At 68.8% G+C, this 18,968-nt stretch carries 18 protein-coding genes; 10 read left to right on the top strand and 8 right to left on the bottom strand.

Annotated features, from left to right (window positions below):
* Nucleotides 1-51: 51 nt before the first annotated feature.
* From ACO0LV_RS03645 to ACO0LV_RS03630, 4 genes are read right to left on the bottom strand one after another with little or no spacing between them, the layout of a single operon-like run.
* Nucleotides 52-1,227: a Wadjet anti-phage system protein JetD domain-containing protein gene (locus tag ACO0LV_RS03645; RefSeq protein ID WP_424786507.1), complete on the bottom strand. Its 1,176-nt coding sequence runs from the start codon at nt 1,225-1,227 to the stop codon at nt 52-54.
* The gene (locus ACO0LV_RS03640) at nt 1,224-4,619 is read right to left on the bottom strand and encodes an ATP-binding protein (RefSeq protein ID WP_424786506.1); all 3,396 of its coding nucleotides are present in this window, start codon (nt 4,617-4,619) and stop codon (nt 1,224-1,226) included. The genes ACO0LV_RS03645 and ACO0LV_RS03640 overlap by 4 nt, the downstream gene beginning before the upstream one ends.
* Nucleotides 4,609-5,253 carry a DUF4194 domain-containing protein gene (locus tag ACO0LV_RS03635; protein ID WP_424786505.1) on the bottom strand — a complete coding sequence of 215 codons (645 nt, stop codon included), beginning with the start codon at nt 5,251-5,253 and terminating at the stop codon, nt 4,609-4,611. The genes ACO0LV_RS03640 and ACO0LV_RS03635 overlap by 11 nt, the downstream gene beginning before the upstream one ends.
* Complete coding sequence (locus ACO0LV_RS03630; protein WP_424786504.1) at nt 5,250-6,677, bottom strand: DUF3375 domain-containing protein; 1,428 nt, start codon at nt 6,675-6,677, stop codon at nt 5,250-5,252. Before ACO0LV_RS03630 ends, ACO0LV_RS03635 begins: the two co-directional genes overlap by 4 nt.
* Before the next feature lie 220 nt (nt 6,678-6,897).
* Between ACO0LV_RS03630 and ACO0LV_RS03625 the strand changes: the two genes are divergently transcribed.
* From ACO0LV_RS03625 to ACO0LV_RS03615, 3 genes are all read left to right on the top strand, one after another.
* Entirely contained in the window at nt 6,898-7,677 is a 780-nt protein-coding gene (locus tag ACO0LV_RS03625) for a ThuA domain-containing protein (protein ID WP_424786503.1), read from the top strand.
* Nucleotides 7,674-8,807 carry a Gfo/Idh/MocA family protein gene (locus tag ACO0LV_RS03620; protein WP_424786502.1) on the top strand — a complete coding sequence of 378 codons (1,134 nt, stop codon included), beginning with the start codon at nt 7,674-7,676 and terminating at the stop codon, nt 8,805-8,807. The genes ACO0LV_RS03625 and ACO0LV_RS03620 overlap by 4 nt, the downstream gene beginning before the upstream one ends.
* Before the next feature lie 69 nt (nt 8,808-8,876).
* Nucleotides 8,877-9,401, top strand: a complete 525-nt coding sequence (locus ACO0LV_RS03615; RefSeq protein WP_424786501.1) for a hypothetical protein — start codon at nt 8,877-8,879, stop codon at nt 9,399-9,401.
* A 74-nt stretch (nt 9,402-9,475) separates the two neighbouring features.
* Here the strand turns inward: ACO0LV_RS03615 and ACO0LV_RS03610 are convergent, their stop codons facing one another.
* Nucleotides 9,476-10,216 carry a glycerophosphodiester phosphodiesterase gene (locus tag ACO0LV_RS03610; protein ID WP_424786500.1) on the bottom strand — a complete coding sequence of 247 codons (741 nt, stop codon included), beginning with the start codon at nt 10,214-10,216 and terminating at the stop codon, nt 9,476-9,478.
* Nucleotides 10,217-10,444: 228 nt separating this feature from the next.
* Here ACO0LV_RS03610 and ACO0LV_RS03605 point away from each other — a divergent pair, with 228 nt between their 5' ends.
* The 3 genes from ACO0LV_RS03605 to ACO0LV_RS03595 are packed head-to-tail and all read left to right on the top strand — an operon-like array spanning nt 10,445 to nt 12,860.
* Complete coding sequence (locus ACO0LV_RS03605; RefSeq protein ID WP_424786499.1) at nt 10,445-10,765, top strand: hypothetical protein; 321 nt, start codon at nt 10,445-10,447, stop codon at nt 10,763-10,765.
* Entirely contained in the window at nt 10,762-12,369 is a 1,608-nt protein-coding gene (locus ACO0LV_RS03600) for an alpha/beta hydrolase (RefSeq protein ID WP_424786498.1), read from the top strand. The genes ACO0LV_RS03605 and ACO0LV_RS03600 overlap by 4 nt, the downstream gene beginning before the upstream one ends.
* On the top strand, nt 12,363-12,860 hold the full coding sequence (locus tag ACO0LV_RS03595; RefSeq protein WP_424786497.1) for an LppA family lipoprotein: 498 nt from the start codon (nt 12,363-12,365) through the stop codon (nt 12,858-12,860). The genes ACO0LV_RS03600 and ACO0LV_RS03595 overlap by 7 nt, the downstream gene beginning before the upstream one ends.
* Nucleotides 12,861-12,877: 17 nt before the next feature.
* Here the strand turns inward: ACO0LV_RS03595 and ACO0LV_RS03590 are convergent, their stop codons facing one another.
* A complete protein-coding gene (locus ACO0LV_RS03590) occupies nt 12,878-13,204 on the bottom strand; it encodes a histone-like nucleoid-structuring protein Lsr2 (RefSeq protein ID WP_424786496.1) in 327 nt (108 codons plus the stop codon).
* A 79-nt stretch (nt 13,205-13,283) separates the two neighbouring features.
* Between ACO0LV_RS03590 and ACO0LV_RS03585 the strand changes: the two genes are divergently transcribed.
* The 3 genes from ACO0LV_RS03585 to ACO0LV_RS03575 are packed head-to-tail and all read left to right on the top strand — an operon-like array spanning nt 13,284 to nt 15,063.
* On the top strand, nt 13,284-13,961 hold the full coding sequence (locus tag ACO0LV_RS03585) for a hypothetical protein (RefSeq protein WP_424786495.1): 678 nt from the start codon (nt 13,284-13,286) through the stop codon (nt 13,959-13,961).
* A complete protein-coding gene (locus tag ACO0LV_RS03580) occupies nt 13,958-14,521 on the top strand; it encodes a hypothetical protein (protein WP_424786494.1) in 564 nt (187 codons plus the stop codon). The genes ACO0LV_RS03585 and ACO0LV_RS03580 overlap by 4 nt, the downstream gene beginning before the upstream one ends.
* A 38-nt stretch (nt 14,522-14,559) precedes the next feature.
* Nucleotides 14,560-15,063, top strand: coding sequence for a hypothetical protein (locus ACO0LV_RS03575; protein WP_424786493.1), 504 nt, complete (start codon nt 14,560-14,562; stop codon nt 15,061-15,063).
* Here ACO0LV_RS03575 and ACO0LV_RS03570 read toward each other — a convergent pair.
* The gene (locus tag ACO0LV_RS03570; RefSeq protein ID WP_424786492.1) at nt 15,060-16,520 is read right to left on the bottom strand and encodes a hypothetical protein; all 1,461 of its coding nucleotides are present in this window, start codon (nt 16,518-16,520) and stop codon (nt 15,060-15,062) included. The two genes, ACO0LV_RS03575 and ACO0LV_RS03570, sit on opposite strands and share 4 nt — an antisense overlap.
* Nucleotides 16,521-16,588: 68 nt before the next feature.
* The gene (locus tag ACO0LV_RS03565; RefSeq protein ID WP_424786491.1) at nt 16,589-17,623 is read right to left on the bottom strand and encodes an alpha/beta hydrolase; all 1,035 of its coding nucleotides are present in this window, start codon (nt 17,621-17,623) and stop codon (nt 16,589-16,591) included.
* A gap of 118 nt (nt 17,624-17,741) precedes the next feature.
* Between ACO0LV_RS03565 and ACO0LV_RS03560 the strand changes: the two genes are divergently transcribed.
* Nucleotides 17,742-18,803, top strand: coding sequence for an NAD(P)H-dependent glycerol-3-phosphate dehydrogenase (locus ACO0LV_RS03560; protein WP_424786490.1), 1,062 nt, complete (start codon nt 17,742-17,744; stop codon nt 18,801-18,803).
* Nucleotides 18,804-18,968 lie beyond the last annotated feature (165 nt).

Raw genomic sequence — 18,968 nt, 5'->3', positions numbered from 1 at the left:
ATTTCGCGCCCGCGACCCTTCATTCCTGACACACCGGGTAGCGTTCAGCCTCTATATGGCCCTGGATTGCGGGGTACCCGGCCCGTAGGGCAACCGCTCGCGCGCCCAGTCCCAGTCGATTCGTTCCTGCTCCAGCCGGACACGCTCACCGTGGTGATCCTGCAGCAAGGCGGTGTAGACGGCGGACTCGGTAGCGGTGAGTTGTCCCAGGCTGGCGCTGGCGGGGCTGGGCTCGGGAACCCAACGATCCCGGTGTGCAAGTAGCGTCTGCTCATCCATCAGAAACGAACGGGTCTGCGGCAAGAAGGAGCGCACCTGGTGCAGGATCGCGAATCCGCTGGTGTCCAGGTCGCCCCAGTAGAGGACCTCGGCATCGGCGAGGAAAGGCAGAGTAGCCAGCCGGTTGTCAACGAACCCCTTACCCCACAGCACGATCCCCTGCGGGGGTACCGGGAGGGTCAGGTAGGTGATCTCGTTCTCGACCACGACGACGGTGCGCACGTCCAGATCCAGAGCCGCGATCTCCTCCACCTTCCCGGTGACCTCAGTCAACCCGGCGGGCAGCCCCTGGAGTGCGTCGAACCGGAAACGAACCATCGCTGGTTTGGTGCGCAGCCCCAGATCGGTGAGGAACTGTTGGGCATTCGCTGAGACACCCAGCATCGGGGCCAGTACCGAGCGATGGGACTCGACGAACTTGGTGTCCACCCCCGGAGCACTGATCTGGCGCAGGAACGCCCCCGACCCGCGTGCGGAGTCCAACCAGTCCAACGCAGCGAGGACAGCCGGCCACCGCTCGCCCAGCTCGATCGCCTTCAGCGGATACCTGATCACCCAGGTGCGTGCCTGCTCCACCTGCCCGGTCAGGGCCAGGATGTGGTCGAACCGGCGCACCTGGGCACCGGCGCCCAGCAGTGACCAGGCCTGGTCATAGGTGGAAACGATCGCCCGGGACGGGATCTCGTTGCGGCCGATCAGACGCCCACCCACAGCGACGTAGGAAAGCGCGTAGCGCTGCTGGTCCCGGTGCCCCTGCTCCAGGGCGGCGATCCAGTCCTGAACCGCGGCAAGGTCATCACCGATCTGGGAGGCTTTGGGCCCCCGCAACGGCACCTCGATCGTGGGAAATGGTTCCCCGGCGGCGTAGGCGCGTAAGAGCGTGCCGTCCTGCCAGCGTCGCTGGACCCTGCCGCGGATCTGCTCCGGCGTTGTCCAGGGCGTGCTCACAACTGGGTTCCTGACTTCAATTCGTGGTACTCCTCGATCGTCAGCGTCTGCAACCGGGAGGAGTTGCCCTCGGGATTGTCGACGAAGCCGATCGCGTTGACGTACGGGGCGATCACGTGCACCTTCTGCAACGGGGTGACGATAAGCAGTTGCAGGCCCAACTTCGCGAATAGGTCCAGCGCGTACCGGGTGGAGGCATCCGAGCCGCGTCCGAAGGCCTCGTCGATGACGGCGAAGCGGAAGTCGCGCGACCGCTGCGCACCCCACTCCAGGCCGAACTGATACGCCAGCGACGCCGCCAGGATGGTGTAGGCGAGTTTCTCCTTCTGTCCCCCGGACTTGCCGTCGGAGTCACGGTAGTGCTCCCACTCGGCGTCGCTGTCCCGGTCGCGCTCGGAGGCGGTGAAGGTGAACCAGTTGCGCACGTCCGTGACCCGCCGGGTCCAGGCCCGGTCCGCCTCGGCGTGCCCCTCGCGGCCCTGGAACCGCTCGATGATGCGTTTGACGTCACCGAAGCGTTGCTCGGAGTAATGGTCGTCGGGGCTGAGGGTGTCATCGGTGACTGTTCGAAGGTCGGAGCGGAACTGACGCACCTCCTGGTTCACGGTGCGCTCGGGCACCAGAGCGATGTAGCGGCCCGGGTTGTAATCGATCGCGCCCAGCGCCTCGTTGATCACACCCACCCGGGAGTGGATCTCATCGGCCTGGCGCCGCAGCCACCCGTTGAACCCGGCGAGTTCGCGGATGGTGTTGGTGTTGAGTTGGCGCTTGAACTCCTCCTCGAACCGGGGCAGGTCGTCCTGCGCCACCCGCTCGTGGAAGGCGGCGAAATCCGCACGAGCGGCGATATTGGCGTCGAACTCGGTGGTCTCCTCGGGCCAGCGTGTGCTGACCTCGTGCATGTACTGCAGCAGGCTGCGGTGGTAACCGCCCACCTCGTTGTTGATCCGTTGGATGGCGCTCTCGAGTTCGTCGGTGAGTGCGTCGGCCCTGCTCTGGCACTGCGAAGAGACGGTGGGGCGGTCCGCGCCGAGCCGGGCGGACAGTTGCTCATACGCGCCCCGGGCCGCCTCAAGGGTCTGGGCAGGGACCTGCGCGACGTACCGGTCGTCGTCGTCGGCGGTGGTACTTTCCCGCCGGATCTGCTCGGTGAGCGTGGCCACCTGGCCGTCCACCTGGCTGATCTGGGCCTCGAGGTGGGTGGCGGCCTCATCGTTGGCGGACAGCCGTTCGGTGATCTCGGACAGCGCCGAAGATCCCTCAAGCAGGCGCCGGCGTTCGTCCTCGGCTGCCTCGCTGCGCCGACGGGCCTCAGCCCAGTCCAACTCTGCCCACGAGGTGTAGGCGTCCAGGCCTTTCAGCGCGGTCAGGGTCTCGCCCGCTTTCCGGCTGGTCTCCTTGAGTCTCTCAATCCTGGCGTCCAGTTCCAGCAGCGTCTGCTGCTGGGTGCGCATCTGCTCGGTGAGGGCGCCGATCTTGGCTTCGTTCGCCCAGCCCAGCACCCACCCGCGGGCATCATCGACCCGCCGGCGATCGTCCTTCTCGTGACGGTCACCCGAGCGCACCTGCCCCTGCCGGGTAACGGCGCGACGCTGGCTACGGAACTCCTCGATGGTGTCCACGCACCGGTAGTCGGCCCGGTGCAGGATCTGGGAGTGCAGGTAGTCGTGGAAGCCGCCTGCGGCCACGGCGATGGTCTCGGACAGCATCAACGCACCCGCGCCGGTGGGCTGCAGTGGGATACGCCGATCGGGGACGCGCTCATACACCAGCCGGGTGCCCGCGGTGCTGCCGTCGCTGCGCCGGTAGGTGAGCCGGTTCTGGTTGACCCACGCGGCTACGGCGTCGTAGTGATGTTGCGGCACCAGCAGTGACAGCGCGAACCCGCGCAGCACCCGCTCGGCCGCACCCCGCCAGTCGGAGTGCTCGTCGTGGACGTCCAGGAGTTCCCCGGCGAAAGGCAACTCGGCCTGGTCCAGGTCCAGTTCGGCGCACAATTGCTCGCGCACCGTCAACTGAGCGCTGGGGAGGTTGGATCGCCGTGAGGCCAGGCTGGTCAGTTCCGCGCGGGTCTCATCACCCTGTCGGCGAAGTGCACCACGTTCAACCAGCAGGCCCTCGCGCTGATTCTCGGTGGTCTCGTGCTCGGACCGGAGCCGGCTCTGCACGCGCTGGACGTGGGCGCTGAGCGCGGCGAAGCCCCCCGCGTCGATGACCGGTTCCAACCCTGCCACCGCGAGCAGATCATCGAAATGGCGCCGACGGTCCTGGCGCCGATCGGCCTGCTCCGCGGCCGCGTGGGCCTCCCGCTCCAACTCCGCCACCCGGTCTCCACCGGCGCGGGCCCGGGCATCGATCAGTTCGTCGCGTTCGGCGCTGAGTTCGGTGCGTCGTCGCCGGAACTCTTCGAGTTCGGCGGTGCGATGCGCCAAGGCTGACTCTGCCTGGGCGATCTCTCCGCGCAGCAACTCCGAGCGCAACTCGGCGAAGAACAACCGCACCGCCTCGCGCTGACGGGTGTGTTCGGCGAGCCGGGCTTCGGCGTCGTCCAGCCGCCCGCTGGTCTCCACCAAGGGCCCCAGCACCTCCAGTTGCTCACGAGCCCGCCGCACCGCGTCGTGCGCCTTGGTGAGGTCCTCGAAATGGGCCACGATGCCTTTGACCCGCTCGCCGGCGTCGGCAGGTTCGAGCATGTGGTTGCGTACGAACTCGTTGAGGTTTCCCACCGACTTCATCGAGACCGTCTGGTGCAGCAACTCCATCGCCTGCTCGGACTTGATGCCGAGCAGGCGGCGGGTGTGGCGGGCATAGTCCGGAAATCCCTTATGGATCTCAGCGCCGGTGCGGCGTAACCGTCGCCTGAGGTCGTTCAGGTCGGAGCCGAAGTCGGTGAAGTCCTCGGCGATGCTCAGCGGCGCGGTGGAGGTGACGAAGAAGCGGTCGGGCTGGCCGGACTTGTCCTTCTGGTGGAACACCTGGGCGAGGGTAACGACTTCGTCGAACCCCTCGTTGACGAATGTGCCCAGCAGCACCGAGAACGAGCGGTGATCTCGCAGCGCCACCGGCCGGGAGGCACCGGTCGCCTCGATTCGCTCGGACTTGTAGTGCCCTTCGACGTACGAGCGTAGGGTCCGCTCGCGCGACTCGGCCCCGGCGGCCTTGTTGTAGGCGATCCGGTGCGAGGGCAGCAACAACGTGGTCATCGCATCCACCAGGGTGGACTTGCCGCTGCCGATGTCTCCGGTGAGCAATGTGGTGTTGCCCTCCAGATTCACCCGCCAGATTCGTTTGTCGAAGGTGCCCCAGTTGTAGACCTCCAGGTGGCGCAACCGGTACCCGGAGCGTGTATCGGTGGTGAGTTCCACCGAGGAGAACAGGCCCTCAGCCGCCATGGTGACCCTCGTCGTCGGATGCGCTGCCAGCGCTGGCACCGCCGCCTTCGCCGTTGCCGCCCCCGGCGGCGGTGGCGTACTCGGCGAGTTTGCCGGCGAAGTCCGCCAGCGTCTGGGCGTCCACGTAGGCCTTCAGGATGCGGCGCACCTCCCAGTGGTCAGGCTGGCCGCGCAACTGCCGCAAGAAATCCAACTCCGCGGCGCGCCGGATGGTGGTGTCGACCTGGTCGACCACCTTCGCCTCATTCGTGGAATCTGCCAGGAACAACTGGAGCATCTCGACCATCTGCTCGCGGGTCAGCACCAGTTTGCCCTCTGCGCCGGTTGCCTCGAACTCCACCATCCGTTTGCGCAGCAGCACCAGGAGCAGGCTGACGTTGTAAGTCAGGCTGCGCCGCCGCACCAGACGTGGCAGCGGCTGCTCGTCCTCGGGTTCCTCGCGGGTGGCCAGGTAGGCGTACCCCTCGGTATCACTGACGATCACGTTCACCCCGATGGTGGTGAAGTGGTCCCGGACGGCAGCCCCTCGCCGCTCCAGGGTGGTCCACGCCTCCTCATCGGTTTCGCGATAGACCACCCCGCGCATCAGGCGGATGATCGTGGCGGCGACGGCGTGTTCTTCGGGCGTTCTCATGTACGCCTCACCGTGACCTGTGGCAGCCGGGCTCGCCGCGGCTGGCCGTCCTCGTCGAAGTGGATCACGGTCTCGCCGTCCTCATCGATGCCGATGTCCAGATCTTCCTCGGTCAGGGACAGGTAGCCGACGATCTCCGCTGCGCCCTGCTCGATCGGATACATGCCCACGATGTCCTCCAGCAATGCCGAGCCCCGGGGCGGCACCACGCTGCGGATGTGCTCGGCCAGCCGGGCCTGATCGATGAAAGCCTGGCTGAGCAGGGCGGTGGTGTCGATGTCCGCATCAGTGACCGGCTCCAGCAGACTCTCCACGCGCGTGTCCGGTCGGGCATCGTGCAGCGGCCGCTCCAGTGGCAGGGTGATCGCCACCCCGGGCTGGTCCACGTCCAGCCCCTGGGGAGGGGGATCCTTGCGCAGTGTCAGGGCACTGGCTTCGATGGACCGCAACAGGTCCAGCACCCGCCGGTTCTCCAGCCAGATCTGATCGTCCAGGAACCGGCGCAGTTGCTCGGAGATCTGCCGAACCGTCTGTTGGGTACGTTCGGCGGCCTCACCCCAGTCGTGGTGGATCGTGCTCAGGCGGCGGTCAGCCTGGAGTTGGTGCACGGCGGAGACGCGCCGCAGCAGCCCGGACAGTTCCTCCTGGCGGGCCTCGGAGAGCAGCAGGTCATAGAAGGACTGGAAACTGCGGCCCTGGTCGGAGCCGTCGATGTCTGAGCGAGACCCGACCAGGTCCGCCAGCAGATCGCCCTTACTCTCCTCCCACCCCGCGATCTTCTCCCGGGCGGCGCGGTCCAAGGACCGGAAGTTTTCCTCCACCTCGCGAAAGTCCGAGAGCAACTCCCGGGCGGTGCTGGCGAACTGCTGGTAGCGATCACGCAGGGCGGTGGTGTCGATGACGTCGAACTGATCAGCCTCCACCTGGGCGATGTCACGGTCGATCTCATCGCGCCGGCGGTGCAGTTCGGCCAGGCGCACCTCCGGATCGGTCTCGATTCCGAAGACCATCTGACGGAGCAGTTCGATGATTGTCTGTAGTCGTGATTCGGTGCCCACGAACGGGCGCACTCGCAGACCCTCCACCCACGCATAGGCCTTCTCCAATGCCGGCGTTGCGTCGTAATGGATCTCATCGGAACCGGTCGGGTAGAACCGTCGCAGCCAGCCTGTCTCGACGCCGGCCCAGTCCTCCAGGTAGTCCTCGGCCGGCCGGGGGAAGCGAGATTCGTCAGGGGTGGCGGCGTTGAGGGTGAACAACTCATCTTCCAGCGCGCCGGCCAGCACGCTGGCGGAGGTGGCCCCGTTGTTGTCCTCCACGAAGTGGCCCCCGAGGAAGGCCAGCACCAGCGGCGCGTGATCCCGGCGCAGCAGTCGCCACGCCGGATGCCGCTCGCGCAGGCTGGAGATCTCGTCGTAGTCCACCCGGTTGTCCTCTGATTGGTCCTGCGGGCCACCGTAGACGCTGATGCTGACATCGCACGACAACCCCAGGAGGACGATACGACGTAGAACGCAGGGCGTGACTCCCGAGGCGCGGTCGGGGATTGTAGATCGCGGCGCGCTTTGACCGCCGGGTCGACCAAGTAGTCACACCGCGGCTGTTTGAATGGCGAATGAACCCATGAGTGATGAAGGACGTGGCATGACAGAGAAGAACGAACCGATCCGAGCCATCGTGTGGGGGGAGAACAGGCACGAGCAGGTCGAGGAGAAAGTCCGCGCGATCTACCCCGACGGCATGCACAACACCATCAAGGACGGCCTGACCGAACTGCTCGGCGACGCGGTGAGCGTCTCGACAGCCACCCTGGACGAACCCGAGCACGGTCTCACCGATGAGCGCCTGCAGGACACCGATGTGCTGCTCTGGTGGGGGCACGCCGCCCACGGCGAGGTCAGCGACGAGGTGGTGCAACGGGTGCACCAGCACGTGCTGGCCGGGATGGGTCTGATCGTGCTGCACTCGGGCCACTGGTCGAAGATCTTCACCACGCTGATGGGCACCACCTGCACCTTGCGCTGGCGCAGCGCCGCGGACCGTGAACTCGTGTGGACACTCGCTCCGGACCACCCGATCGCCCAGGGTGTGCCGCACCCGTTCATCATTCCGGAGCAGGAGATGTACGGGGAGTTCTTCGACGTCCCCACCCCGGACGAACTGATCTTCCTCTCCACCTTCACCGGCGGGGAGGTGTTCCGCAGCGGGATGACCTACCGGCGCGGGCGCGGCAAGATCTTCTTCTTCAGCCCCGGTGACCAGGACTACCCGGTCTACTTCAACGAGCACGTGCGGCGGGTGCTCGCCAACGGTGTGCAGTGGGCCGCCGCCGACCTACCCCAGCGGGAACTGCCCGTGCTGCTGCGTTACGACGCCGAGGACTTCTACACCGGCCACGGCTACCGGGGACCGATGCAGCGATGAACGCCACCGATCCGGCGCGGATCGTGCTGGTCGGTGCCGGTGGGATGGGCGGTGCCTGGCTGCGGGTGCTGTCCGCCCACCCGCAGGTGCAGGTGGTCGGCGTGGTGGACCTGGACCTGGATCGAGCACGCGACCTGGCGCGCTCGGCCGGCACCGGCGCGCCCGTGGCACGGACGATCCCGGAGTTCGACGGCGGAGCGGACGCGATCGTCAATGCCACCGTTCCGCAGGCGCACTTGGAGGTCTCGGTGGCCGCGCTGGAGCGCGGCATGGCGGTGCTCTGCGAGAAGCCCGCGGCACCGACCATCGCCGAGGCGATCCGGATGGCGGCCGCCGCCCAGGTCCACGGCCGGCTGCTCATGGTCTCCCAGTCCCGGCGCTACGGCCCGGGCGTGGCAGCCTTCGCCGAGGCGATCCGCGCCCACCAGGGCGGCAGCCCCGGGCTGTTGGTGAGTGAGTTCTTCCGCGCGCCGCGCTTCGGTGGGTTCCGGGAGCGGATGCGGCACGTGTTGCTGGTGGACATGGCCATCCACGCCTTCGACACCGCGCGCCTGCTCACCGGCGCGGACCCGGTGGCGGTGTACTGCGATGAGTCGAACCAGGACTGGAGCTGGTTCGACCACGATGCCAGTGCCAGCGCCATCTTCGAGTTCCCCGGCTCAGCGCGCTACCTGTACACAGGGAGCTGGATCGCCGAGGGCGCCGAGACCTCCTGGAACGCCCGGTGGCGCTCCGTCGGTGCAGGCTCCACGATCCGTTGGGACGGGGAGGCTCAGGTCACCGTGCACACCGGGGCAGGGGAGGGCACCGACGAGGGCGAGGCCGTCCCGGTTCCCCCTGCCGCCGAGGGGATCGAGGGGGCCCTGGAAGTCTTCCTCAGCGCGCTGGCGTCCGGGCAGACGCCGCTGGGTGAGGTCAGGGAGAACATCGCCTCCCTGGCCATGGTCGAAGCGGCCGTGCGCTCGGCCAGGACCCGGCAACGGGTCGAGATCGCCGACGTCCTCACCGACGGACTGGCCGTGGCCCTGCGCACCGAGGACGACGAGGCGCGGGCCGCGGTGCTGGCGGCCTGGTCCACCGATGATGGCGCCCCCGTGTTCGGTACCCGCACCATTGCCGGCCAGCGGTAGGGCAGGCTGTATTGGGCGGTCCTTGCCCCACACCCGGTCCAGATTCACGGGAACATCAAGAAGGTGTGCATGGTTGACCAAGACATGAGCAACTCTGCGCAGCAGCGCACCGCCCATGTCCCACCGCATCGCACCGATGACGACGTGCTTGGTCTGGCCGAGGACCTGAGCCAACTCGGCAAGGTTGGTGACCTCGTCGTGGAGTACCTGGAGCGCCACCTCGGGCTCAGCCACCGTGACCTGCATGTGCTGGCCCGGCTCGCGGAGGCCCCTGCCGCCGATCACGGGCCCTGCCCGGCCGAGGCTGCAGCCGACAATGACCCCCTAGATGCCGGTAGGGGCACGCCAGGTGACCTGGAACAGGGGGTGCCGGCGAATCTGCAGCAGCGTGGGCTGGTGACCCGCGGGGACGACGGGCAGGGCTTCGTGGTCACCGAGCACGGGTTGGTGATCCTCGACCAGGTCTATGCCATGCGGATCCGGATCGCCGACCATCTGGTGAGCAAACTCGGCCCGGACCGCACCCAGTCGCTGCGCTCGCTCCTGCAGCAGATGGTGGACGCAATCCCGAGCCCGGTGCGCTCGGTCGTCTGAGCCGCCTGCGCACGCGGGGAGCGGACCACCTGCGTGCGCGGTCTCGCCTGGTGTGGTGCAGGTGCGTCGAACTTTCAGCCGCGTCCGGCGAGAAACCCGCGCAAGCGATCCGGCCGGTCGGTGATGATGCCATCGGCACCCAGTTGCACCAGCCCGTCCCAGTGCTGGGGTTCGTTCGCGGTCCAGACCATGGCCTGCATCCCGCGTTCGCGGATCTGGGCGAGAGCCTGTGGTGTCTCGAACAGGATCTGGCCCGAAGGGTTGCACTGGGCGACCTTCAACTGTGCGCAGGTGGTGAAGGTGGAGTCCTGCAGCGCATCGATCAGCAGTCCACGCGGCAGGTCCGGTGCCACATCCGCGAGTGCTCTCACGGTGTCCACCGCGAAACTCTGCGCCACGACGCGTCCGGTGATCCGCTCCTGCTCGATCTGATCGACCACCGTGCTGACCGGCGCGGGATCCCACTCACCCTTGAACTCCAGCAGCAGCCCGATCTGCGGACGCTCGGCCAGCCAGGCCAGCACATCGGCCAGCAGCGGCAGGCGCTGCCCCGCGAAGGCCGGGGAGAACCAGGATCCGGCATCGATCCGGCCCAATTCGTCGGCGGTGCGGACCGAGACCGGACCGGTGGCGTCGGTGGTCTCATCGAGGGTGTCGTTGTGGATCACCACCGCCTGCCCGTCCGAGGACAGGTGGATGTCGAGTTCGACCATGTCGGCACCGGCACGCCAGGCCGCCTCGAAAGCGGCCAGGGTGTTCTCCGGCGCCACCGAACTATTGCCGCGGTGGGCGATGACCAGGGGTGCGGTACTCACACCAACACGTTATCGGCTCCCTCGGCCGCGCGCAGTACTGCTGCCGAGTGACGTGGTGCCACGGCGCCCGAGCCCGCGGCCGTCCGGGACCGAAAAGTCACCCATGGGTAGTTCTACCCATTCCCTCTCCGGGACGTGTTCCATAGTCTCAGGGCAAGTTGATCCTGGGCGTCCCCCCGACCGCCCAGGATCACTTTTTTCCCCAGGCGGCTATCAGGGAGGCTGGTCGTGACCGAGGTGCAGGTGGACGCCGGCGAGGTCCGCAGCACCGCCGGCGAGGTGGACGACGTCGCCCAGTTGGTGACGACCACCCGCGTGCACGACGATCTCTGCGCCATCCCGCCGGCCCTGCCCGGCAGCCGCTCCGCCGACGCTGCCGTGGCCCTGGCCACCACGTGGGAGGATGCGACCTCCCGGTGGGTCGAGGCCGCTACCACCCACAACCAGGCCCTGACCGATGCCGCCGGTGACTACGACGACGTGGACCAGGCCAGCGCGCAGGCCCAGCAGCACCTGACCGCCCGACCCGTTGGTCCGATGGCGCAGTGAGCCTGACCCTGGCCCAGGTACGCAACTGGCAGGCTGATGCCCTCGCCGGCGTTGCTGATGGGGTGACCGCTCGCCGTCGGACGTTGCTCGGCGGCCTGGATGACCTTGCCGCCGCAGCACCGCCGTCGTCCTGGACCGGGCAGGCCGCGGCCGCGGCCACCACCGCCCACCGGGAACTGGAGAACGCGCTGGAGCAGATGGTCCAGGAACTCTCCGGCCTCATCGCCGCCCTGGATGCCGCCGCCGATGAGGTCGGTGCGGTGCTGGGCGAGTTGTCCGACACGCTCGACTACGCCACCGGGCACGGGTGCCGGGTGGACCTGGTCACGGGGATGGTGCACCCGCACACCGATGAGGCACCGGTGCAGCAGGTCGCGGACAGGTTGACCCAGGTGCTCACCAGCGCCGCGGAGGCCGATGCGGCTTTGGCCCGGGCGCTGCACGCCGCGGCCGCCACGCTCGGGACCTCCGGCCCGGACGCGGACGAGCCGCAGGTCGCACCGCCACCGGCAGGGGCCGGTGAGCAGGAGGTGGCCCGGTGGTGGAACGAAATGGACCCGGCTGCCCAGCAGCACGTCCTGGCCGAACACCCGGAGTGGGTCGGCAACCTCGACGGGATCCCGGGCTGGGCCCGCGACGAGGCCAACCGGACGCTGCTGCCGCGCTACCGCACCGAACTCGCCGCCTCCTACGACCGGCTCCTGGACCTGGCCCTGGACAACCCTTCCAGCCCCACCTTCTTCATCGAGGCGGCCCGGGTGCAGAAGATGCTCGACGGACTGGACTCGATCGAATCCGTCCTGGCCCGGGACGGACGCCAATTGCTCACCCTGGACATCACCGGTGACCATGAACTGCGCGCGGCGGTGGCCGTGGGCGATGTGGACACCGCCGACTCCGTGGGGGTCTTCACCCCCGGGTTCACCTCCAGCGTGCGCGACTCCCTGGCCGGCTACGACTCCTCGATGGCCTCCCTGGCCGAGGTCGCGGCCACCGAGTCGCTGCGCCAGGGCAACGTGAACTCCATCGCCACCGTCACCTGGCTGGGTTATGAGGCACCCCAGGCGGACCTGGGGTTGCTGTTGCCCTCCCGCAGCGTTGTCTCCGCCGGCCCGGCGCAGTCCGGTGCGGAGGACCTGGCCTCCTTCATGCGAGGTGTGCAGGCTTCCCGGGAGGTTCCGGCGCACCTGGTGCCGATGGGCTACTCCTACGGGTCGGTGGTCACCGGGTACGCGCTGCAGGAGGTGACCGGCGCCGACGCTGCCGTGATGTTCGGCTCCCCGGGTGTCGGCACCTCCGATGTGGGGGACCTGAACGTGCCGGAGGGCTCCACCTACATGATCGAGGCCCGCCGCGACGTGGTCGCCGACACCGGCTGGTTCGGTCGAGACCCCTCCCACATGGACGGGGTGACCGGGCTGTCCGCACTGGAGGAGGAGATCGGTGGAACCACCTATTCGGAGTCGGTGGGCCACAACGCCTACCTCGCCGAGGGCTCCACCAGCCAGTACAACCTCGCCCAGATCCTGGCCGGGCAACCCGAGCACGCCGTGCAGCATCACGGCCGCGGCATCGGTGACTGGTTCAGTAGGCCGTTGTGGTGAGGGCGACGGATCACGAGCAGACGGACGCAGGGAGGACACCGGCGGTGAATGCGCATTCGATGGAGCAGGTCCTCACCCACCTGAGCCGGTTCCGGGCCGCGACCCTGCGGGAGCTGGCGCGGTGGTACGGCCCGAGGGACTGGCAGGTGGCACCGAACGTGCCCGCCTTCGGCCGGGCAGCGGTCGACGACGACGACCGCCCCGATGCCGAGACGGTCTCCCTGGGCACGGTCTACTTCGACGGCGCCTACCCGGCCTCGCTACGGCGCTCGGCCGCAGACACGGTGGCCCGGACCGGGGAGAGTTTCGGTTTCACCGAACTGGTGATCCAGCAGGACTCCACCGACGGGATCGCCTTCGCCGGACGCCATCCGGACGGGCACACCTACCGGTTCGGCATCGGGGCGACCACCGTGCTGTCGGTGCGCAGCGGCCCGGCCGAGTGGGCCGGTGAGCCCTACACCGACCCTCCGGAGGAGCCCCGGCGCTGAGCGTGCGTGCGTGCCTCTCAGTACCCGGCGGCGCGGAACTGCTCGATGATCTCCTGGGGGATACGGGCCCTGGAGGGGATCTCGATCCCGCGCGAGCGTGCCCATTGGCGCACCGCCTGCGGATCCACCTGCGTCTCGATGCGCACCAGGTCGGGTTCGGCGACGCCGTCGCGGACCTTGCGCGCCGAGGCGATGTAGGGGTCCAGGAAGGACCTCAGCGCAGCCAGGTTCTTCTCGGACAGGTCGATCTCATAGACCTGATCCTGCAGCCCGAACCTCACGGTCGCGTGGGCATGGCTGCCATCGAGATCGTCGATGAACTCGACGACGGTTTTTCGGCTCAACGTTCCTCGTCCCAGATCGTGCTGCGTGTGCCCATCATAGAACTCTGCGCACCGCCGACGATCCTCTACCCTGCATTGTGTGTCGGGTCAGGATCTGGCCGCCATCGATGGGGACATCTCGGTGCGCCAACTCATCGGGTGGCTGGTGGCCACGTGGCCCCGGCGTGTGCTGATCGGGATGCTCGTGGTGGTTCCCCTGGTGGTTGGTCTGGTGGGCGGGTTCGCCCCCGCCCCGGTGCGCGACCTTCCCGACCTCCCGGCCGGCGAGCCGATCGCGGTGGGGCCCTATGACCTGGCGCTGGAGACCTACTTCGTCTCCGACCAGGTGCACACCCGATACCTACCGGAGGGTGCCGAGGCGTGGTTGGGACTGGTGCTCACCGCGCGCGGCACCCACACCGAGGCGGTGTCGATGAACCGCCAGGTCACCACCTTCCCCGAGGGCCTGGGCATCATCACCCTCGATGAGGACGTGGCCCACCCCAACCACAGCGAGGTGGTGCGCATCGACGACGGCCGCCTGGCCGCCAGGTTCGCACCCGGGCTGGAGGTGCAGGTGGTGAGCCTGATCGCGGTGTCCGATGCAGAGGCGATCCCGGATGAGATCACGGTGCAGATCACCGACCTGGAACCAGCCTGGAGTTTCCTGCTGGAGTCCGAGACCTGGTACGAGCGCGAACGGATCGGTCAGGTGCACCTGAATCGCACCGGCACGGTACCCCCGGCGCTGGTGGAGGAGGAAGAGCAGGAGTGGTGAAACGCGTACTGCTCACCGCCCTGCTCGCGATCGCGGTGGTGGCCGCCGGGATGGGCGTGAACGAGTGGCAGGAGGGCCGGGCGGCCACCGCCCAGATCCCGACGACGGTGGAGTTCGGCGAGGACTCCCGGGTGCACCCGGTCACGGTGCACCTGCACGGGGCCCGCCCGGTGGGCGCCCTGGCCGGCTCCGGGGGAGAGACGCTCGATACCGCAGGGCTGTGGGTGGTGCTGGACCTGTCCTACGCCACCGATGAGCGGGAGACCTTCGTCAGCTCGATGCTGCTGGTGGATGACCAGGGCCGCCAGTTCGAGGTGTCCGGACGAACCCCCACCGGCTTGTGGCTGGCCGAACCTGGCCTGTGGCAGCGCGGTGAGATCGCCTTCGAGGTGCCCACCGACGCCCTGGGGGAGATGACATTGGAGATCTACATCGAGTCGCGCTGGCTGCAGGCACCGGTCCGGTTCGGCCGCGCGCAGGTGTACCTGGACCCCGGCGACGTCGAGCCCGGTCCGGTGGAGCTGGCGCGCGCCGAACTGCTGCCGGGGGGCCGGCGATGAGGGCCGGCCGGGTGTGGTCGCGCCGGGCGGTGGGCATCATGGGCGCTCTGCTGGTGATCGTCGCCCTGGTCGCCGCGTGGCAGACCAGCACGCACTTCCGGGCCGCCTGGGACTCCCGGCCGCGCGTCGCGGTGGTGCCCGACGAGCACGGTGTCGCCGAAGCCAACGGGCTGCGCGCCTCGGTGGCCGAGGTGGCACTGCTGGAGTCGGTGCAGACCTGGTCCGAACAGGTCAGCCCGATGGACGGGCACCACTACTGGCACATCGCGCTGCGACTGGACATCGAGCACAGCGAGGTGGCCAACTGCCGGGTATACGTGGAGGACACGCGGGGCCGGCTCTACGAGATCGGCCGGCACGTGCCGACCGGGGTGGAGGGCTACACCTCCGTGCCGACCTGTCAGGACGAGGACGGCACGAGTGAAGTCGGGGACGTGCAGCGGTTCATGGTCCTGATCCCCGATGACGCCCAGCCCCGGTACATCCGGGTGCAGAGCCAGTTCCACCTCAACCCCGACTACTTGGAGTTACCAGCGGGCTAGCCCGGGGACGGCGCCGATGTGTCCGGTGGTGGGATTTCCGGGCGCGCCGGCTCCGAGGGTGGGGGTGGTGGCACCGGCCGCGGTGGACCGCCGGAAAGGAGTTCGGCCGGTTCGGGCCGCGGAAGCCGGGCCAGGTCGGTGGCCCCTGCGGGGGACCGCGGCGGCAACCGCAGCCAGGAGGGCGCCCCGAATTTGGTCAGCAACGCATCGGCGCTCGCGGCCAGCAGCGCGGTGGACAGGATCAGTACCAGCGTGTCGTTGAGCATGGCGATCGGTGCGGACAGCGAGCGCCACTGGGCACCGTCGAGGGTGGGAGCAACTCGTCCGGCCACACCCCACACCAGGTAGTGCAGTTGAGAGATACTCACGTAGGCCAGGCAGAACGTCAGCACCGGCGTCCATCCGGCCTTGAGGATCATTGCGGCGGCACCGATCAGGGCGGTGAACCGTCCATCCGCGGCCCCGAGAAGTCTCCAGGCCCGCACGATCGGCGCCATCCCCACCCGGGCAGCCACCCTCGCGAAGGCGGCGCTGGTCCGGCGCAGCCGGATGAGGTCCTGGACGCCGACCACATCGGTGGCCTGGACCCCGTAGACGATCACCCCGATCGCCAGCCACGACACCGGCACCAGGATGGCGGTGACGGCCCCGGCGAGGGCCAGCTGGGTCCACTCCAGGGCCGCGGGAGCCACCAGACCGAACGCCGGCCAGAAGCCCTCGATCCAGCCCCCGATGTCGCGCAGCCACTGCGCCGCCTGCCGCCCGCTCCACCAAGCCCGGAACTCCGAGGCCAGGTACGTCACCACGTAGGCACCCAGCACGATCCAGACGATCTCGGCGTAGCCCACCACCACCTGCAGGCCCATCCGGCGCCGGTCCTTGTTGCTGCGCCACAGGGTGCGGGTCCGCACCAGGCGGATCCCCGCCACCCGCACCAGCACGGCGGTGAAGACCACCAGCAGCACCGTCACCGACTCCGCCACCGGGAGACGGCTGACGGTGTCCAGATCGGCGAAGTCCTCGGTGCGGCCCACATCGTCGTCGAAGCCCCTGCTTACGTAGGCGCGCATGTCGTCCTCCAGGCCGCCACCGCTCTGGTAGACCACCAGGAACGGCACCAGCACAGCGGCCACCGCTGCCATCAGATCCGCCAGGGGGGAGGCGTGCCCGGCCCGGCGGCGCAGCACCAGCAACATGCCCACCACCGCCAGCATCGGCAGGAACGGCACCAGCGAGAGCGCCAGCAGTCCCGGCACCGCACCGGTGCGGGCGATCAGGATGACCAGGTCCATCAGGTAGTGCTGGCCCAGGTGCGCCGCGAGGGCGATCAGCGTCAGCGGCAGCCAGTGGTAGCGCAGCAGGGCGCCGGTATTGCGCAGCAGGCCGAGCCCGAGCAGCACCGTGGCGCGGGTGTCCGGCGCCGCGGCGTCCGTGCCGGGGTCGGCGTGCTGTGCCATGGAGATGACTCTAGCGACGCTCGGGGCCCGCCACCGTCACGCACCGGCTGGTGCGGCGGTGAGCGGGCTCAGCGTGGGAGGTCGAACTGGGCGTCGGCCCAGTCCAGGACGGCCTGGGTGTACTCGGTCCGCACGGGTTCGACGGACAACGCCAGATCGTGCCGGCCTCCCCCGAACTGGTGCACCCGCACGTGCGTGCCCAGGCGTGCGGCGCAGTGGGTCATGTCCTCCACCGCCAGCACCGCATCGGTACCGGCCAGGTCTTCCACGCTCGGACGCGTGGGATGACCGGAGGCACCGCTGGTGCACACCAGCACCGGAGCGGTGATGTCCAGACCGTGCCGGACCCGGCGCTGGGCCCGGACCACCGAGGCAAGCCAACCGGCACGCACCGGAAAGGCCGCCAGCGGTTTCCAGTCGAGGTTGTAGTCGAACTCGCCATCCGCCTCGGCGTGCACGCTACGCCCGTAGGACTCGCCCAGGGTGCTGACCACCAGATCCGGGGCGACCTGGCCCAGCGTGGCCACCAGCGGCCGCAGCAGACGGCGCACCGGCGCCGGACGGTTGAGGTCGAACCACGGGCTGTTCAGCACCACCGCATCGATCAGGGCAGGATTGCGGTCGGCGTACAGCGCGGCCATCAGTCCGCCGGTGGAATGGCCCATCAGCACCACCTGACGCACCCCGGTGGCGCGGATGATGCGCATGGCGGCGGTGATCTCTTCGGCGTGCACCCCGATCCCGCTGGACCAGCCGGGCCGGCGCCCGTCTCGGATGGAGCGGCCGTGGTCCCGCAGGTCCAGGGCGTAGAAGTGATAACCACGCCCCGCCCACGCCGCGCCGTGCCCGGCCTGGAAGAAGTAGTCGGCGAACCCGTGCAGATACAGCACCGCCGTCGTGGGTTGACGGCGGCCCGTTTGCCTCGCTCGGTGGCGCACCAGGGTGGCAACCGGCGTTCCGTGGCGGTCGGGGCGCAGGCGCAGCGTGCGCGCCCGCCAGGGTTCCCCGAGGACGTCGGGCCGCCAGGTGCCTTCGTTACGGGAGGCGCCGTCGTCGTCGTCGTCGGCCCCAATCGGGTGGGTGTGGGCGGGAGAGGTACTCACCCTCCCATCCTCACACCGGAGCCGCCGGCGAGTGGTGAGTACGCTGGTTCCAGTCGGGGTCACATCGGCACGCGGGCCGGTGCCGAGCGCCGCAGCAAACCCGAGGAGGACACAACGCATGAGTGCTGTCGCGATCCTGGGGGCCGGCATCATGGCCTCCGCCCTGACCGTGCCGCTGACCCGCAACGGACATCGGGTCCACCTGGTGGGCACCCACCTGGACACCGAGATCATCGACGCCATCCAGCGCACCGGAGTGCACCCGCACCTGGGGATCGCGTTGCCGGAGGGGGTCACCGCCTTCCAGCTCGAGCAGGCCCGGGAGGCGTTCGCGGGGGCTGAGGTGGCCATCAGCGGGGTGAACTCCTTCGGGGTGACCTGGGCCGGGCAGCAACTGAGCGCACTGCTGCGGCCCGGGATGCGGGTGCTCTCGATCACCAAGGGCATGGACGCCGATGGGGCCGGGGACCTGCGCATCCTTCCCGAGGTGCTGATGGAACAGGTGGGCGCCGGACTGGCCGGGCAGGTGACGTGGTCGGCGATCGTGGGGCCCTCCATCGCCGGGGAGGTCGCGGTGGAGCACGACACCGCCGTGGTGTTCACCGGCACCGACCAGGAATCCCTGGACGCCCTGGCGCACATGTTCCGCACCGATGCTTACCACGTGTGGACGTCCACCGACTTCCTCGGGCACGAGATCGGGGCCGCCACCAAGAACGTCTACGCCTTCGCGGCCGGGTTCATGGAGGGGCTGCTCGACGCTGCCGGCGAGGGCACCGGGCAATACCGCCGGTACAACTACGGAGCCGCGGTGTTCGCCCAGGGCACCCGGGAGATGCTGCGGTTCATCGAACTGCTCGGTGGGGACCGGGAGACCACCACCGGTCTGGCCGGTGTGGGGGACTTGTTCGTCACCTCCATGGGTGGGCGCAACGTGCGGGCCGGCCGTTACGTGGGGTCGGGGGTGCCGTTCTCGGAGGTGCGCGACCAGCACATGAAAGGCGTCACCTTGGAGGGGGTTGCGGCGATCGAGGTGATCGGGGCGGCGATCGAGAAACTCACTGAGCGAGAGGTGATCGAGGCCGAGGAGTTCCCGCTGCTGCGGCACCTGTACGGGATCATCGCCCACGATGAGCCCCTGGAGATGCCGTTCAGGGACTTCTTCGGCGGGATGCGCTGATGCGGGGCTGACGTGCCGGGGCTGGCGCCCGGCCGTCGTCGTGCACTGCCGTCGTCGTGCACTGCCGTCGTCGTGCACTGCCGTCGTCGTGCACTGTGGGCGTCTTGCAGTGTGGGACGGCCCGGAGTCCATGTTGGCCCGCCCGGTGCTGGGACGTAACGTGGC

Origin of the sequence: Pseudactinotalea sp. Z1739 (assembly GCF_049725055.1) — a bacterium.
Taxonomy (GTDB): Bacteria; Actinomycetota; Actinomycetes; order Actinomycetales; family Beutenbergiaceae; genus CALKWS01.
This window is presented reverse-complemented; position numbering and strand designations above follow the sequence as displayed.

What these genes read in the sequence shown, in the direction of transcription:
- ACO0LV_RS03640 (WP_424786506.1), bottom strand. Translation starts at nt 4,619, where the DNA reads ATGGCGGCTGAGGGCCTGTTCTCCTCGGTGGAACTCACCACCGATACA.
- ACO0LV_RS03635 (WP_424786505.1), bottom strand. Translation starts at nt 5,253, where the DNA reads ATGAGAACGCCCGAAGAACACGCCGTCGCCGCCACGATCATCCGCCTG.
- ACO0LV_RS03625 (WP_424786503.1), top strand. Translation starts at nt 6,898, where the DNA reads ATGACAGAGAAGAACGAACCGATCCGAGCCATCGTGTGGGGGGAGAAC.
- ACO0LV_RS03620 (WP_424786502.1), top strand. Translation starts at nt 7,674, where the DNA reads ATGAACGCCACCGATCCGGCGCGGATCGTGCTGGTCGGTGCCGGTGGG.
- ACO0LV_RS03615 (WP_424786501.1), top strand. Translation starts at nt 8,877, where the DNA reads ATGGTTGACCAAGACATGAGCAACTCTGCGCAGCAGCGCACCGCCCAT.
- ACO0LV_RS03575 (WP_424786493.1), top strand. Translation starts at nt 14,560, where the DNA reads ATGGGCGCTCTGCTGGTGATCGTCGCCCTGGTCGCCGCGTGGCAGACC.
- ACO0LV_RS03570 (WP_424786492.1), bottom strand. Translation starts at nt 16,520, where the DNA reads ATGGCACAGCACGCCGACCCCGGCACGGACGCCGCGGCGCCGGACACC.
- ACO0LV_RS03560 (WP_424786490.1), top strand. Translation starts at nt 17,742, where the DNA reads ATGAGTGCTGTCGCGATCCTGGGGGCCGGCATCATGGCCTCCGCCCTG.